The organism is Streptomyces sp. NRRL S-455 (genome assembly GCF_000717875.1).
GTDB lineage: Bacteria > Actinomycetota > Actinomycetes > Streptomycetales > Streptomycetaceae > Streptomyces.
This window is the reverse complement of sequence record NZ_JOCT01000050.1, coordinates 1-15068: the sequence shown is the minus strand read 5'-3', so window position 1 is coordinate 15068 and position 15068 is coordinate 1. Positions and strand designations below refer to the sequence as shown.

Sequence of the window (15068 nt, the reverse complement as noted above, 5' to 3'; positions counted from 1 at the left end):
TCCTTTCATCGCGGGCCCTTCATCGGCGTCATCGGCAGGCGCGTGTGCAGCCGCCAGGTCTGTGCGGCCGTCGGTCCGGCCGTCACGGTCCCGCCCAGCAGCCTGACCCGGTCCGCGACGCCGCGCAGGCCATGGCCGCCGCCGGGTCGGGGGAACGCGGAACCGCTCAGCGGATTCTCCACGGAGATGTCCAGCTGCCCCGCCGCCACCGCGATGCGCACATCCACCGCTACCCGGTCGCCGGAGTGTCTGAGGGCATTGCTCAGCCCCTCCTGCACGATCCGGTACGCCTCGCGCGACAGCAGCGTGGGCAGCGCCTCCGGGTCGGCCTCGACCGTGGCCGTCACCCGGTGTCCGCCCGCCCGGGTACGGCGCAGCAGGCCGTCGAGGTCGTCGGCGAGGGTCGGCGCCGGGGCCGTGCCGGGGGCGTCGCCCTCGCGCAGCACGCCCAGGACGGCGTCGAGCTCGCCGACGGTACGCCGGGTCGTGTCCTCGATCGCTGCGAGGGCCTCGCGGACGAACTCCGGGTCGGAGGCGAGCACGCGGCGTGCGGCGCTCGCCTGGAGGGTGACCGCGCTCAGGGCGTGGCCGACGGAGTCGTGCAGTTCCCGTGCCAGCCGGTTGCGTACGGCGAGGTCGGCGGCGCGTGCCTCGGCGGCGGCGAGCCGGTCCTCGGGCGTGGGACCGAGGAGCACCGGCGCCCAGCGGGCCAGCAGTGCTCCGCAGCCGGCCGCGCAGCCGGCCAGGGCGATGAGCGAGGCGGCACCCGCGACCGGGGAGAGTGCCAACGCCCAGGCGTGGTCGAAGACTTCGGGCAACCCGAGCCGGGGGTCGCGCAGTCCCGCGAAGACCGGCAGGACGATCAGCACGGCGGCGAACGGCGGCAGGGCCAGCGACGCCCCCGCGATGATGCCGCCGAACCCGAGATGCAGCGTGAACCAGGCCGCGGTACGGCCCCTCTCGCCCCACGTCCGGGCCGGTCCCGAGGCGATCCGGTCCGTGCCGACGTCGCACAGCCAGCGCACGCCCGCGGACTCCAGCGGCCGGGCCAGCGGGAACAGGGACGAGACGGCGGCGAGCGGCAGGCCCACGGCGAAGGAGGCGAGTTGCAGAGGAAGGGACCCGAAGACGTCGGTGGAGCCCGTGACCGGGCCGATGAACACCGACCCGACGAGGAAGTACGGCATGGCGAGTGCGCCGCCGAGTATCAGATGGACCCAGCGCAGACGCGCCCGCCGGCCGAACAGCAACCGGGCGACCGCGATCACGCCGCCCGCCCTGCGGCCCTGGCCGAGCGCTCCGCGAACCAGTAGGCGCCGATGGCGGCGACGAGCAGGCCGACGAGCATCTGGCCAGCGTAGGCGAGGTTCATCAGCGGCGTCGGACGATCCGTGACGTTCTCCACGCCGCCCAGGGAGGCGAGCGACAGCCAGCCGCCCCAGCAGGCCACGGCCCCGGAGCCGACCCAGGCCAGCCCGAGCGGCACGGCGACGGGCAGGACCCGGCCGCGCCGGAAGGCCAGCAGCAGCCCGCCGGCCACGGCCGCGAGGAGAGACGCCACGTGCACGGCTTCCAGGACGTGGAAGTCAGCGCCCCGGTCCGCCGCCCGGCCCTCGCTGAGCCCGGCGGTGACGCCGCAGGCCCACAGCAGGTGGAGGGTGAGAGGCAGCAGGGCGAGCACGGCGGCGGCGACGGCGAGGGCGCGGTGGGCCGGACCGACGACGGCCGCGGGCAGTTCCCGCACCCGCCCGCGCCACAAGTGCCCCCAGCGGTCGCGGGCGTAGAGCACGAACAGGGCTCCCAGAGCGAGCCCTTGCAGGATGAACCCCGTGTACACGACGGTGAAGACCCACTCGTGGAGGAAGGGCTGGTGCTTCGGGCCCGGCGTGGCATCGCTCCCGAACGCCCGCACGACGAGCTGTGCCGGGAATCCGGCCATGATCGGCGCGAGCAGCCCGGTGGCGACCCACACGGGGAACGCCAGCAGCCAGGCCGGCACCCGCAGCCCCCACGGCCCGGTCAGCACCAGCGCCAGCACGACGACCGCGCTGTCCAGCAGTACGGAGATGCCATTGATCACGGCCATGCCCACGCGGTCGTCGAGCAGTCCGCTCCCCTCGGGGATACCGATGTGGCTCCCGGCGATCCAGGCGGCCTTGAGACCGAGGTACGGCAGGCAGGAGAGGACGGCGACGGCACGGAGCAGACGCCGGGGGCGGCCGAGGCGAACGGCGGGGACCGGGGTCGGGGAGGGGGCGAGGGGCTGCGTCATGCGATCACGCTCCCGCGCCGGAGGCGGACGGTGCGTCCCGCAGGGAGACGATCCGTCTCCGCCGGACGGGGGAGACGCCGCTCAGCCCTCCAGGATCAGCACCGTCTCGTCGATCTCGGCGCCCCGGGCGCGGGCATACCCCCGGGCCGACGCCACGGCGTCGAACCCGCACTTCTCCAGGACGCGCAGCGACCCGGCGTTGTCCGAAGCCGCCCGCGCGTAGAGGGGGCGCTCGGGCACCTCCGCCAGCAGGGCCCGCAGCGCCGCCGTGGCGATGCCCTTCCCCCAGTACGCCCGGTCGATCCAGTAGGTCACCTCGCGCTCGCCCGGCTCCCCGTACACCGCCGTGCTGCCGACCACGTCACCGTCGGCGAGGACCGTGCGGACCTCGGCGGACGAGGACCGGATCTTCGCCCAGTGGGCGTCGAAGGCATCCCGGTCGGACGGGTCCTCGGGGGTGAAGGCCGCCATGTGGAGCGCCTCGGGGTCGTTCATCTGCCGGAAGAAGACCGGCAGATCGCTGTCATGCACCTCGCGCAGCTCGACGTTCATGCCTCAGAGCCTACGGGTGGCCAGTGTCAGCCGGTCCCGGGCGTCGAACAGGGCGTCCTTCACCAGCTGTTCGTGCGCGGGGGTCAGCCGGGCCACCGGCACCGAGCAGCTGATCGCGTCCCGCGCCGGAGTGCGGTACGGGATCGCCACCCCGAAGCAGCGCAACCCCAGCGTGTTCTCCTCGCGGTCCACGGCGAAGCCCTGCTCCCGCACCTGGCGCAGCTCCTCGATGAGCTTCTCCCGGTCGGTGATCGTGTGCTCGGTCAGCGCGGGCAGTGTCTCCGGGAGCATCTTGCGCACCTGCTCGTCCGAGTAGGTGCTCAGCAGCGCCTTGCCGAGGGACGTGGAGTGCGCGGGCAGACGGCGGCCGACCCGGGTGAAGGGGCGCAGGTAGTGCTGCGACTGGCGGGTGGCGAGGTAGACGACGTTCGTGCCGTCCAGGCGGGCCAGGTGGATCGTCTCCGTGGTGTCGTCGGAGAGCCGGTCCAGGGTCGGGCGGGCCGCCGCGACCACCTCGTCGCCGTCGATGTACGACGTGCCGACCAGCAGCGCGCGCACGCCGATGCCGTACCGCGTGCCCGTCGCGTCCGTCTCCACCCAGCCCAGTTCGACGAGCGTGCGCAGCAGCATGTAGAGGCTGGACTTGGGATACCCGACGGCCTCCTGGACCGCCGCGAGCGAGTGCATACCGGGACGCCCAGCGAAGTATTCCAGCAGTTCAACGGTCCGTACCGCGGACTTGACCTGTGCCCCGCCGCCTGTCTCGGCACCCGACATCGCCCTTGACCCCTTTGTTCGACGGGAAATAGTCTCCAACAGCATATTCATCACCAGAGACGGCGTTCAGTATATCGAACGACCTGGCGAATGACCCAGATACACGTGGAGGGACCCGCGGTGGCAGCAGCACCAGTCTGGAGTGTCGACCCCCGAACCGGGAAGCAGCGTGAACAGGTTGCGGTGGAGGCCACAGCCCAGGAGGTGGACGCCGCCGTCCTCGCCGCCCACGAGGTACGGGACGCGCTCGCCGACCGCACCGTCCGGTCCGCCTTCCTGCGCGCCGCCGCCGACGAGCTGGAGGCGGCCAAGGACGGCCTCGTCGAGACCGCCGACGCCGAGACCGCGCTCGGCCCGGTCCGGCTGACCGGCGAGCTCGCCCGCACCTGCTACCAGCTGCGGGCCTTCGCCGACATCGTCGACGAGGGCGCCTTCCTCGACGTCGTCATCAACCACCCCGACGACACCGCGACCCCGCCCATCCCGGACCTGCGCCGCTACAAGGTGCCCCTGGGTGTCGTCGCCGTCTACTCGGCGTCGAACTTCCCCTTCGCCTTCTCGGTCGCCGGCGGCGACACCGCCAGCGCGCTGGCGGCCGGCTGCCCGGTCGTCGTGAAGGCCCACCCGGACCACCCGGCCCTGTCGGAGTACGTGGCCAAGATGCTGCGCCGCGCCGCCGCCCGCCACGGCATCCCCGAGGGCGTCGTCGGCCTGGTGCACGGCTTCGACGCGGGTGTCGAGCTGATCAAGCACCCGCTGGTCGCGGCGGCCGGCTTCACCGGGTCCGTGCGCGGTGGCCGCGCCCTCTTCGACGCGGCGGCCGCCCGCCCCGTGCCGATCCCCTTCCACGGCGAGCTGGGCTCCCTGAACCCGGTCGTCGTCACCGAGGCCGCCGCCGCCGAGCGGGCCGAGGCGATCGGCTCCGGCCTCGCCGGTTCCATGACGCTGGGCGTCGGCCAGTTCTGCGTGAAGCCGGGCCTCGTCCTCGCGCCGGCCGGTGCCGCCGGTGACGCCCTGCTGAAGTCGCTGACCGACGCCGTCAGCGACACCGACGCCGGGGTGCTGCTCGACCACCGCATGCGCGACAACTTCGTCGCCGGCGTCGCCGAGCGCGCCCAGCTGCCCGACGTCGACTCCCCGGTCACGCCCGGCGCGGGCGGCGAGCACACGGTCAGCGCGGGCTTCCTCACGGTGCCGGCCAGCAGGCTGGCGTCGGAGGGCGAGCACGACCTGCTGCTGGAGGAGTGCTTCGGCCCGGTCACCGTGGTGGCCCGCTACGAGGACGAGGCCGAGGTGAAGGCGGTGCTGTCGCGTCTGCCGGGCAACCTGACCGCGACGGTGCAGCTGTCCGAGGAGGAGGCCGCCGGGCAGGGCCGTGGTGCGGAGCTGCTGCAGGAGCTGACGCCGCTGGCCGGTCGAGTGCTGGTCAACGGCTGGCCGACGGGTGTCGCCGTCGCACCGGCTCAGCACCACGGTGGGCCGTACCCGGCGACGACATCGACGTCCACGTCGGTGGGCGGTACGGCGATCGAGCGGTGGCTGCGGCCCGTCGTGTATCAGAACACGCCGTCGGCGTTGCTCCCCGCGGAGCTGCGGGACGAGAACCCGCTGGGGCTGCCGCGGCGGTTCAACGGGCGTTTGGAGCGATAACACCCGTCGGGGTGCGGTGAGTTGCGGGCTCGCGGTTCGTCGTGGCGAGTCGCGCGGTTCCCCGCGCCCCTGAGGGGCGGACCTGAAACACTTGGCCGAATGGATCTCGAACTCCCCGAACTCCCTTTCCCCCTGCGCTCTTACGGGCCAGACGCTCATTGGTCCTACGAGGACGGGGTGCTCACCGGGTGGGCCGGGCCCCGGCAGGACCGGTTCGTGCCGCCCACCGGGGAGGCGCTGGACCCCGCTTCCGACGCGCCGCGGCTGCTCGGGGCTCCCGAAGGGGATTTCCAGCTGATCGCGAAGGTCACGGTCGGGTTCGGTGCGGCCTTCGACGCCGGGGTGCTCTACGTCCACGTCGGGGAGCGGTCCTGGGCCAAGCTCTGCCTGGAGTACTCCCCGGACGTGCCCACCGTCTGCACGGTCGTCACTCGGGGCCACTCCGACGACGCCAACTCCTTCACGGTGGACGGCAGTTCCGTCTGGTTGCGGGTCAGCCGCACGGGCCGCGCCTTCGCCTTCCACGCCTCCCGCGACGGCGAACGCTGGACCTTCGTCCGCCTCTTCACCCTCGGCGACGAGAAGGAGACGGGCGCGGCCCTCGTCGGCTTCATGACCCAGTCCCCGATGGGGGAGGGGTGCGTGGTGACGTACGACCACATCGAGTTCAGGCCGAACTGGCCGGATGATCTGCGGGACGGCAGCTGAGACCCGGGCGGGAACCGCGTCCCGGCAGGGCACGTCCACCATGCCATGATCAGCAACCGAGTGACTCCCGGCCGCGTGATCCGTACCGCTCTGCCCGCCGAGGTGGCGGACGTCGTCGCGCTGCACGCGCGGGCCCGGGCGACGTACTACCCCGACGGGCTGCCGCAGGACGGCACCGACTGGCTCGCCTCCTGGCGGAGCGCCCTCACGCGGCCGGACGGCCGGGTGCTGTGCGCCGTCGAGGCGGGCCGCATGATCGGCCTGGCCTCGTTCCGCACCCCGGAGGGTGATCCGGCCGACACGGTGAAGCTCTTCCAGTTCCACATCGACCCCGGTCACTGGCGCCGTGGCGCGGGTACCGAACTGCACACGGCCTGCGTCGAGGAGTGGAAGGCCGACGGCAAGCGGACGGCCGTCCTGGACGTGCACGTCGACAACGTGCGGGCGCAGTCCTTCTACGCCCGTCAGGGCTGGACCCAGGATCCGCGGAATCCGCCCGCCGAGGGGGGCCACCACCGGTGCCTGCGCCTTTCGGTCCCCGCGGAATGAAACGAGCTGCTTGAACGTTCAGCTACCCGGCGGAGGGAGCCTCCGTATCCCGTACGAGCTGGAGAGCCGAGAATGCGCGTCGAGATCTGGAGCGACATCGCCTGCCCCTGGTGCTACGTGGGCAAGGCCCGCTTCGAGAAGGCGCTGCGGGACTTCCCGCACCGCGACGAGGTCGAGGTGGTGCACCGCTCCTTCGAACTGGACCCGGGCCGCGCCAAGGACGACATCCAGCCCGTGATCACGATGCTCACCAGGAAGTACGGGATGAGCGAGGCGCAGGCCGAGGCCGGTGAGGACAACCTGGGCGCGCAGGCCGCCGCCGAGGGGCTGGACTACCGCACCCGCGGCCGTGACCACGGCAGCACCTTCGACATGCACCGGCTGCTCCACCTCGCCAAGGAGCAGGGCCGCCAGGAGCGGCTGCTCGACCTGCTGTACCGGGCCAACTTCGCCGAGGAGCGCTCTGTTTTCGGTGACGACGAACGGCTCGTGGAGCTCGCCGTGGCCGCCGGTCTGGAAGCGGACGCCGTCCGTGGCGTGCTCGCCGATCCCGACGCCTACGCCGCCGAGGTCCGGGCCGACGAGCGGGAGGCCGCGCAGCTCGGCGCGAGTGGTGTGCCGTTCTTCGTGCTCGACCGCACGTACGGCGTCTCCGGGGCGCAGCCCGCCGAGGTCTTCGCCCGGGCCCTGGCCCAGGCGTACGGCGAGCGCGCGTCCCTGACGATCGTGGACAGCGGCGACGCGGATGCCTGTGGCCCGGACGGCTGTGCCGTGCCCCAGCACTGAAAACCGCAGGTCAGGGCGCATCCATAAGTGCTCCTTAGCGACATCGCGCAGAAATCGGCAATGGACGGGGAGATCCCGGGGCCGCAGAGTGGTCCCATGGAGACCTTCGAGAACCTCGTCCGTGCCGAGTTCGCCCCGAAGCACACCTACCTGAACACCGCGAGCAACGGGCTCCTGCCCGCCCGCACCGTCACCGCCATGAACCAGGCGGTGCGGATGCGGGCCGAGGGTGTGCCCCTGGGTCCCCTGTACGAGAACGTGGAAACCGCCCGCGCGTCCTTCGCCCGGCTGGCGGGTGTGCCGGTCGAGCGGGTCGCCACGGGCGCCTCGGTCGCCGAGTACGGTGGACTGATCGCCGCCTCGCTGCCCGCCGGCGCCGAAGTCCTCACGGCGGAGGGCGACTTCTCCTCCCTGGTGAACCCCTTCCACGTGCGCGACGACCTCAAGGTGCGTGCCGTGCCACTGGAGCGGCTCGCCGAGTCCGTCCGCCCCGGCACCGCGCTCGTCGCGGTCAGCGCCGCCCAGTCCGCCGACGGCCGGCTCGCCGACCTGCCGGCCGTGCGGGAGGCGGCCCGGGAGCACGGAGCCCGCACCTACGTCGACGCCTCCCAGTCGGCCGGCTGGCTGCCGATGGAGGCCGACGCGGACGACTTCCTCGCCGCCGTCGGCTTCAAGTGGCTCCTGGGGCCGCACGGGGCGACGTTCTTCGTCGTCCCACGGGACTTCGGGGGGCTCTCACCGCTGCTCGCCGGCTGGGTCGCCGGTGAGCTTCCCTGGGAGAGCTGCTACGGCCCCGTCGAGGAACTCGCCCACTCCGCACGGCGGTTCGACGTCAGCCCGTCCCTCTTCACCTATGCCGGGCTGCGTGCCTCGCTGGAGCTCATCGAGGAGATCGGCGTCGACGTCGTGCACGCCCACGACGTCGCTCTCGCGGACCGCTTCCGCGTCGGCCTCGCCGAGCTGGGCCACGAGCCGGTGCCCGCCCCGGGCTCGGCGATCGTGTCCGTCCCGGGGCTCGGCCACCGGCAGGGCGAACTGAGCAGCGCGGGCATCGAGGTGTCCGACCGGGCGGGCAATCTGCGGGCCGCGTTCCACCTCTACAACACTCCCGCGGACGTGGACCGTCTGCTGGACGTGCTGTCCGCATGACAGAACCGGGTGGGGCCTCCCGTCCCACACGAGGAGGCCCCAGATGAAGACGTTGCTGCGCGGGAACGGCGTGATGTTGTCGCCGGAGCCGTGCATGCAGTTGCAGTCGAACCAGGTCGCCGAACCGGCCCTGCCCGTGAACAACTTGATGCCGTGCTCGGTGGCGAACCGGGTCAGCGCCTCGTCGGACGGCGTGCCCGCGTCCTGCATCTGCAGCGACTTCTTGTAGTTGTCCTTCGGCGTGGCCCCCGCGCACCCGAGGAACGTCTTGTGCGACCCCGGCATGATCATGAGTCCGCCGTTGGTGTCGTAGTTCTCGGTCAGCGCGATCGACACCGACACCGTGCGCATCCGCGGCAGACCGTCCTCGGCATGCCACGTCTCGAAGTCCGAGTGCCAGTAGAAACCACTGGCGCCGAACCCCGGCTTGACGTTGATCCGCGACTGGTGGACGTAGACGTCCGAGCCGAGGATCTGCCGCGCCCGGCCGACGACCCGCTCGTCACGGACCAGCTTGGCGAACACCTCGCTGATCTTGTGCACCTCGAAGACCGAGCGGATCTCCTGGGACTTCGGCTCGACGATCGACCGCTCGTCGGCACGGATGTCCTCGTCGTTCACCAGCCGGTTCAGCTCGTTCCGGTAGACGGCGACCTCGTCGTCGGTGATCAGCTCGTCGATGGCGAGGAAGCCGTCACGCTCGAAGGACAGCAGGTCGGCCGGCGCGACCGGGCCGGGGGCGTCGGGAGCGCCCCAGACGACCGGGTCCTGGCGCGGGGTCAGCACCTCGGTGGCCCCGCGGCTGGGGTAGAGGTCCGGGATACCGGTGATGGTGTCGGTGGTGGCGGTCATGAAACGTCACACCTCCTCGGTGAGCAGCGGGTAAACGCCGTTCTCGTCGTGGTCCTCCCGTCCGGTCACGGGCGGATTGAAGACGCAGAGGCAGCGGAAGTCCTTCTTGATCCGCAACGTGTGCTTCTCGTGCCCGTCCAGGAGGTACATGGTCCCGGGCGTGATGGTGTAGGACTGCCCGGTCTCGTGGTCGGTCAGCTCGGCCTCGCCCTCCACGCAGACGACGGCCTCGATGTGGTTCGCGTACCACATCGACGTCTCCGTACCCGCGTACAGGATCGTCTCGTGCAGGGAGAAGCCGACCTTCTCCTTGGCGAGGACGATGCGTTTGCTCTCCCACGTACCGGACGCCGACTTCACGTGCCGGTCGGTACCTTCGATCTCCTTGAACGAACGGACAATCACGGTGCTGCGATGCCTCCTAGATGAGTGGTGCGGTGTGCTTGGTCAGGCGGTCTCGCGGACGGCGCGTGCCAGCGTCGTCAGGCCCTCGTCCAGTTCCTCGGGGGTGATGGTGAGGGCGGGGAGCAGTTTCACGACCTCGCTCTCGGGGCCGGACGTCTCGATCAGCAGTCCGAGCTCGAAGGCACGCTTGGCGACCTTGCCGGCGCGGGCCTTGTCGTGGAACTCCAGGCCCCACACCAGGCCGCGGCCCCGGTACTCCTTCACGTCGGCCAGGTTCTCCTCGGTGATGGAGATCATCGCCTGCTCGACCTGCTCGCCGCGCTTGCGGGTCTGCTTCTCCATCGCGGAACCGTCGGCCCAGTACGTCTCCAGGGCCGCGGTGGCCGTGACGAAGGCCGGGTTGTTGCCGCGGAAGGTGCCGTTGTGCTCGCCCGGCTCCCAGATGTCGAGCTCCGGCTTGAACAGGCACAGCGACATGGGCAGGCCGTAGCCACTGATCGACTTGGAGACGGTGACGATGTCCGGCGTGATGCCCGCCTCCTCGAAGGAGAAGAAGGCGCCGGTACGGCCGCAGCCCATCTGGATGTCGTCGACGATCAGCAGCATGTCCTGCCGCTCGCACAGCTCGGACAGGGCGCGCAGCCACTCGGCCCGGGCCACGTTGATGCCGCCCTCGCCCTGGACCGTCTCGACGATCACGGCGGCGGGCTTGTTGAGGCCGGAGCCCTGGTCCTCCAGGAGCCGCTCGAACCACAGGAAGTCCTCGACGGTGCCGTCGAAGTAGTTGTCGAACGGCATCGGCGTCCCGTGCACCAGCGGGATACCGGCGCCGGCCCGCTTGAAGGCGTTGCCGGTCACGGCCAGCGAGCCCAGCGACATGCCGTGGAAGGCGTTGGTGAACGACACGATCGCCTCGCGTCCCTTCACCTTCCGCGCCAGCTTCAGCGCGGACTCCACCGCGTTGGTGCCGGTCGGGCCGGGGAACATGACCTTGTACGGCAGGTCACGCGGGCGCAGCAGCAAGTTCTGGAAGGCCTCCAGGAACGTGCGCTTGGCGGTGGTCGACATGTCGAGCCCGTGCGTGACGCCGTCGCGCTCCAGGTAGTCGATCAGGGCGCGTTTCAGGACCGGGTTGTTGTGCCCGTAGTTCAGTGACCCCGCTCCGGCGAAGAAGTCGAGGTACTCGTGGCCGTCCTCGTCGTACATGCGGCTGCCCACCGCGCGGTCGAAGACGGTGGGCCAGCCGCGGCAGTAGCTGCGCACCTCGGACTCAACGGTCTCGAAGACACTCAGGTCGGGCTGGGTGATGGTCACGACGAATCGCTCCTCGGTACGTGGGGGAAGTCTGCGGGAGTCGGGGTGGGAAGTCAGTGGGGCAGGGGGCCGATGCGGTACAGGACCTCGGGGTCGTGCGGCCCGTCGGGGAACAGGCCGGTGTCGAACAGCACCTCGCGCTCCAGCCGGGCGCCGTGACGCTCGGCGAACGACGTGAACAGGCGCTCCGAGGCCGTGTTGCCCGGGGTGATGGTGGTCTCCACCGTGGTCACCCCGCGCTCGGCGACCGTGCGCGCGACCAGACCGTCGAGCAGCGTGGCGGCCAGGCCGCGCCCGCGATGTGCCTCGTCCACCGCCACCTGCCACACCAGCAGGGTGTGCGGGCTGTCCGGCCGCACGTACCCGGTGATGAAGCCCATCGGCTCGCCGTGTTCGTCACGTGCGACGGCCGACGTGGCCGCGAAGTCGCGGCACCACAGCAGATAGCTGTAGGACGAGTTCAGGTCGAGAACCTTGGAGTCCTTGGCCATCCGCCACAGTGCGGCTCCGTCAGCCGTCGTGGGGCGATCGATTTGCGGATCTGCTTGTACGGCAGTCATGCAAATTGAACTTACCCAGCGAAATTCAAAATTGCATCGTCGATCGGGGTTACATATGAGCCTGGTCTGTGTTATCACGCGGGCGCGAAGGCTCACGCGAAAGGGGGGCGGTATGCCAGGCTTTGCCCGGGAAATACCGGGCAAAGCGGTCACGGTGTGTAACGCGTCACAGCCATGTAACCCCCACGAGATCTGCCGGAATTAGCCCGCGAAGTGTCCTCAAAATCTGCGCGTTTAGGACCGGGGAAAGCGGGCAGAAGAATACGGGAAGCTATTCTTGAAGGAAATCTTAATTGTGTGCCAGCTTACATATGCGAAGCTGCGGAGGCCATGAGCAATTCAGGCGCCGGTCACTCCGTCGATGCGTTCCCGCAGGAGATCGGCGTGGCCGTTGTGCCGGGCGTACTCCTCGATCATGTGAATGAGCACCCACCGCATGCTGACCTCCATCCCGGGCACGGGCCCTTCGGGGACCCGCCCGACGTGGTCCAGCGGCAGCCCGGCGCACAGCTCCCGTCCCCGCGCGATCTCCCGCCGCCAGATGCCGAGTGCCTCGTCGAGACCTCGAGCGGGATCCAGGGCGTACCCGGTCGGGTCCTCGAACACGGGGGGCACGTCGACGCCGGCGGCCACCCTCTGGAACCAGTTCCGCTCGACCTCGGCCAGGTGCTGCACCAGGCCGAGCAGCGTCAGCTGCGACGGCTCCGCCGAGGCGACCCGCACCTGCGCGTCGTCCAGCCCGGCGCACTTCAGCTCCAGTGTGGCCCGGTGGAAGTCGAGCCAGCTCTCGAGCATGGCGCGCTCATCGCCGGTGAGGTGGGGTACGGGGCGGCCGTCGGGGAGGGACCGGGGGCTGTCGGCAGATGTGTCAGTGGTCATGCGGTGAGCATGGCACGGGCCTCTGACAGCGGCCCGCGCCGCACGTCGCCGACCGGCACGCCGGACCGCCGGGACGCCGGACCGCCTCGACCGTCGCCGTGCCGTCACCGTCGGTGCCGGCGACGTCAAGGGCCGTCTGGGACGTCGGTACGCCGGCACGTCCTGGCCTGTCCCGGCGTCCGGGGACGAGGCCGTCCGGGCCGGAGCGAGAGCGACGCCCCGGCGGCATCAGCCCCGACTACCGCCAGGCGCCCTCCACGGCCCGCAGCGCCCCCTCCACATCGACCGTCAGCCCCCGCTCGGCCAACGCCACCCCGAGCGCCGCCAGACTCGCTCGCACAGCCCCACGCGTCGCATCGGCGCCGTAGTGGTTGACCCGGATCATCTCCTTGGCCAGCGCGCCCCCGCCGGCCGCGACCGGTACCGCCGGATCCGCCTCCAGCGCCCTCGCCACCACCTCGGACGCCACCGCACCCGAGGGCACCCGCAGCGTCGTGGCGACCGGCGCCGCGTCCCCTGCCTCGTACACGTACGGCTCCAGGCCGCCACCCAGCGCGACGGCCCCGGCCCGCGTGGCCGCCGCGGCGGACGCGTGCCGGGCCATCACGGCGTCCAGCCCCACCCCCTCGATCCGCTCCACACACGCCTCCAGCGCCAGCATCTCCAGCTGCGCCGGCGCGTGCAGCAGCGCCTTGCGGCCGCCGTCGATCCACCGCTCCTTCCAGTCGAGGAGCGACAGGTACGACCGCCGCGGCGCCTTCGGGTTCGCCGCCATCCGGGCCCAGGCCCGCTCGCTCACCGACACCGCGGACACCCCGGCCGGCCCGCCCATCGCCTTCTGCGCCCCGATGACGCACAGGTCCACGCCCCACGCGTCCGGCAGCACCGGCTCGGCACCGATCGACGCCACCGCGTCCAGGTAGAACAGCGCCCCGTGCGCCCGCACCACCTCGCCGATCTCCGCGACCGGGTTGGTGTTGCCGGTCGCGGCCTCCGCGTGCACCAGGGACACGAAGTCGATCTCCGGGTGCTCGGTGAAGGCCTGCCGGATCTGCTCGGCCGTGACCGCCGTGTGGAACGGCACCGCCAGATCGACGACCGTGGCGCCGCAGTCCCGCAGCCAGTCGCCGAAGGTCTGCCCGTACGGGCCGGTGATGACGTTCAGCGCGGTCGTGCCCGGACCGGCCGTGGCGCGGATCGCGCCCTCCAGCGGCAGCAACGCCTCACCCTGCATGATCACCACGTCCTGCTCGGTGCTCAGCAGCCGCGCCACACGGTCCTCGATCGCGGCGAAGCGGTCCGCGCCGAGCGGGGCCAGGTCCAGAAACGGATGCGTCACGGTGGGGCTCTCTTCACTCACGGGGGCAACGGCATCGAGGGTAACCGCCGGGTATCGCCGCCCTGCCGGGCCACCCGCCCCTTGCGGGGCGCGCCCGGCGCCTCACTAAGGTGCGGAGCATGAACGATCGCGCGGTGCTGCACGTGAAGGGTCGGGTGCTCGTGGGGCCCGAGGACGTCCGGGACGAGCTGTGGGTGGTCGACGGCCGCGTCTCCTACGACCGTCCGGCCGGCGTCCGCGACGTCCGCACGGTCGTGGGCTGGGCCCTGCCCGGCCTCGTCGACGCGCACTGCCACGTGGGGCTCGACCGGCACGGGGCGGTCCCGCAGGACGTCGCCGAGAAGCAGGCACTGACCGACCGGGACGCGGGCACGCTGCTGATCCGTGACGCGGGCTCGCCCTCCGACACCAGGTGGGTGGACGACCGCGACGACCTGCCGAAGATCATCCGCGCCGGGCGGCACATCGCCCGCACCCGCCGCTACATCCGCAACTACGCCTGGGAGATCGAGCCGGAGGACCTGGTCGCCTACGTCGCCCAGGAGGCCCGGCGCGGTGACGGCTGGGTGAAGCTGGTCGGCGACTGGATCGACCGCGACCTCGGCGACCTGTCGGCCTGCTGGCCCCGCGGGGCGGTCGAGGCGGCGATCGCGGAGGCGCACCGCCTGGGTGCCCGGGTCACCGCGCACTGCTTCTCGGAGGACTCCCTCCAGGATCTGGTCGAGGCGGGCATCGACTGCGTCGAACACGCGACGGGCCTGACCGAGGACCTGATCCCGCTGTTCGCGGAGCGGGGCGTCGCCATCGTCCCGACTCTGGTCAACATCGCGACCTTCCCGCAGCTCGCCGACGGCGGTGAGAGCAAGTTCCCACGCTGGTCGGCCCATATGCGCCGGCTCCACGAACGCCGCTACGACACCGTCCGGAACGCCTACGACGCCGGTATCCCCGTCTTCGTCGGCACCGACGCCGGCGGCGGACTCGCCCACGGCCTCGCGGCAGCCGAGGTCGCCGAACTGGTCACCGCGGGCATCCCGCCCGTCGAGGCCCTGGCGGCGGGCACCTGGACGGCCCGGGCCTGGCTCGGCCGCCCCGGCCTGGAGGAGGGCGCCCCCGCCGACCTCGTCGTCTACGACGAGGACCCGCGGGCGGACGTCCGCGTGCTGGGGGCCCCGCGCCGGGTGGTGCTGAACGGCCGCGTGGTCGGCTGACCCCGAGGGCGACCACGGGGAACGCCCGCACCCGCGAGCAGCCTGGCTGGGGCTGGGGCTGGGGC

General features: G+C 71.6%; 15 protein-coding genes and 1 pseudogene. 6 read left to right on the top strand and 10 right to left on the bottom strand.

Annotated features, from left to right (window positions below; translation table 11 throughout):
* Window positions 1–5: 5 nt before the first annotated feature.
* The 4 genes from IE97_RS0137455 to IE97_RS0137440 form a co-directional block, all read right to left on the bottom strand.
* Window positions 6–1268, bottom strand: coding sequence for a sensor histidine kinase (locus IE97_RS0137455; RefSeq protein ID WP_037845396.1), 1263 nt, complete (start codon window positions 1266–1268; stop codon window positions 6–8).
* Entirely contained in the window at window positions 1265–2272 is a 1008-nt protein-coding gene (locus tag IE97_RS0137450) for a hypothetical protein (RefSeq protein WP_030251885.1), read from the bottom strand. Before IE97_RS0137450 ends, IE97_RS0137455 begins: the two co-directional genes overlap by 4 nt.
* 81 nt (window positions 2273–2353) lie before the next feature.
* Window positions 2354–2824: a GNAT family N-acetyltransferase gene (locus IE97_RS0137445; RefSeq protein ID WP_030251881.1), complete on the bottom strand. Its 471-nt coding sequence runs from the start codon at window positions 2822–2824 to the stop codon at window positions 2354–2356.
* Between the two features lie 3 nt (window positions 2825–2827).
* Entirely contained in the window at window positions 2828–3601 is a 774-nt protein-coding gene (locus IE97_RS0137440; RefSeq protein WP_030251877.1) for an IclR family transcriptional regulator, read from the bottom strand.
* A 120-nt stretch (window positions 3602–3721) separates the two neighbouring features.
* Here IE97_RS0137440 and IE97_RS0137435 point away from each other — a divergent pair, with 120 nt between their 5' ends.
* The 5 genes from IE97_RS0137435 (at window position 3722) to IE97_RS0137415 (ending at window position 8443) form a co-directional block, all read left to right on the top strand.
* Entirely contained in the window at window positions 3722–5251 is a 1530-nt protein-coding gene (locus tag IE97_RS0137435; protein ID WP_078603539.1) for an aldehyde dehydrogenase (NADP(+)), read from the top strand.
* Between the two features lie 99 nt (window positions 5252–5350).
* The gene (locus tag IE97_RS0137430; RefSeq protein ID WP_030251871.1) at window positions 5351–5959 is read left to right on the top strand and encodes a DUF1349 domain-containing protein; all 609 of its coding nucleotides are present in this window, start codon (window positions 5351–5353) and stop codon (window positions 5957–5959) included.
* Between the two features lie 45 nt (window positions 5960–6004).
* Window positions 6005–6508, top strand: coding sequence for a GNAT family N-acetyltransferase (locus tag IE97_RS0137425; RefSeq protein WP_030251869.1), 504 nt, complete (start codon window positions 6005–6007; stop codon window positions 6506–6508).
* 72 nt (window positions 6509–6580) lie between these two features.
* Window positions 6581–7294, top strand: coding sequence for a DsbA family oxidoreductase (locus IE97_RS0137420; protein WP_030251866.1), 714 nt, complete (start codon window positions 6581–6583; stop codon window positions 7292–7294).
* A 96-nt stretch (window positions 7295–7390) separates the two neighbouring features.
* Window positions 7391–8443: an aminotransferase class V-fold PLP-dependent enzyme gene (locus tag IE97_RS0137415; protein WP_030251864.1), complete on the top strand. Its 1053-nt coding sequence runs from the start codon at window positions 7391–7393 to the stop codon at window positions 8441–8443.
* 42 nt (window positions 8444–8485) lie between these two features.
* On the opposite strand, the pseudogene thpD reads toward IE97_RS0137415, so the two are convergent.
* The 6 genes and pseudogenes from thpD to IE97_RS0137385 all read right to left on the bottom strand — a co-directional run.
* Window positions 8486–9295: pseudogene (gene thpD, locus IE97_RS41185) on the bottom strand (ectoine hydroxylase); the annotation flags it as partial.
* A 6-nt stretch (window positions 9296–9301) separates the two neighbouring features.
* A complete protein-coding gene (locus tag IE97_RS0137405; protein WP_030251860.1) occupies window positions 9302–9700 on the bottom strand; it encodes an ectoine synthase in 399 nt (132 codons plus the stop codon).
* A 42-nt stretch (window positions 9701–9742) separates the two neighbouring features.
* The gene (ectB, locus tag IE97_RS0137400) at window positions 9743–11014 is read right to left on the bottom strand and encodes a diaminobutyrate--2-oxoglutarate transaminase (RefSeq protein ID WP_030251857.1); all 1272 of its coding nucleotides are present in this window, start codon (window positions 11012–11014) and stop codon (window positions 9743–9745) included.
* Window positions 11015–11067: 53 nt separating this feature from the next.
* On the bottom strand, window positions 11068–11574 hold the full coding sequence (ectA, locus tag IE97_RS0137395) for a diaminobutyrate acetyltransferase (RefSeq protein WP_030251854.1): 507 nt from the start codon (window positions 11572–11574) through the stop codon (window positions 11068–11070).
* A gap of 339 nt (window positions 11575–11913) precedes the next feature.
* The gene (locus IE97_RS0137390) at window positions 11914–12453 is read right to left on the bottom strand and encodes a DinB family protein (protein ID WP_030251851.1); all 540 of its coding nucleotides are present in this window, start codon (window positions 12451–12453) and stop codon (window positions 11914–11916) included.
* A gap of 238 nt (window positions 12454–12691) precedes the next feature.
* Window positions 12692–13792 (bottom strand): pyridoxal-phosphate-dependent aminotransferase family protein, encoded by a 1101-nt coding sequence (locus tag IE97_RS0137385; RefSeq protein ID WP_030251847.1) that lies wholly within the window; start codon window positions 13790–13792, stop codon window positions 12692–12694.
* A 119-nt stretch (window positions 13793–13911) separates the two neighbouring features.
* Here IE97_RS0137385 and IE97_RS0137380 point away from each other — a divergent pair, with 119 nt between their 5' ends.
* Complete coding sequence (locus IE97_RS0137380; RefSeq protein ID WP_030251843.1) at window positions 13912–15003, top strand: amidohydrolase family protein; 1092 nt, start codon at window positions 13912–13914, stop codon at window positions 15001–15003.
* Window positions 15004–15068: the final 65 nt, after the last annotated feature.

Coding starts and splice junctions, on each gene's coding strand:
- IE97_RS0137450 (WP_030251885.1), bottom strand. CDS start 2,272: ATGACGCAGCCCCTCGCCCCCTCCCCGACCCCGGTCCCCGCCGTTCGC.
- IE97_RS0137445 (WP_030251881.1), bottom strand. CDS start 2,824: ATGAACGTCGAGCTGCGCGAGGTGCATGACAGCGATCTGCCGGTCTTC.
- IE97_RS0137440 (WP_030251877.1), bottom strand. CDS start 3,601: ATGTCGGGTGCCGAGACAGGCGGCGGGGCACAGGTCAAGTCCGCGGTA.
- IE97_RS0137430 (WP_030251871.1), top strand. CDS start 5,351: ATGGATCTCGAACTCCCCGAACTCCCTTTCCCCCTGCGCTCTTACGGG.
- IE97_RS0137425 (WP_030251869.1), top strand. CDS start 6,005: ATGATCAGCAACCGAGTGACTCCCGGCCGCGTGATCCGTACCGCTCTG.
- IE97_RS0137420 (WP_030251866.1), top strand. CDS start 6,581: ATGCGCGTCGAGATCTGGAGCGACATCGCCTGCCCCTGGTGCTACGTG.
- IE97_RS0137415 (WP_030251864.1), top strand. CDS start 7,391: ATGGAGACCTTCGAGAACCTCGTCCGTGCCGAGTTCGCCCCGAAGCAC.
- ectA (WP_030251854.1), bottom strand. CDS start 11,574: ATGACTGCCGTACAAGCAGATCCGCAAATCGATCGCCCCACGACGGCT.
- IE97_RS0137390 (WP_030251851.1), bottom strand. CDS start 12,453: ATGACCACTGACACATCTGCCGACAGCCCCCGGTCCCTCCCCGACGGC.
- IE97_RS0137380 (WP_030251843.1), top strand. CDS start 13,912: ATGAACGATCGCGCGGTGCTGCACGTGAAGGGTCGGGTGCTCGTGGGG.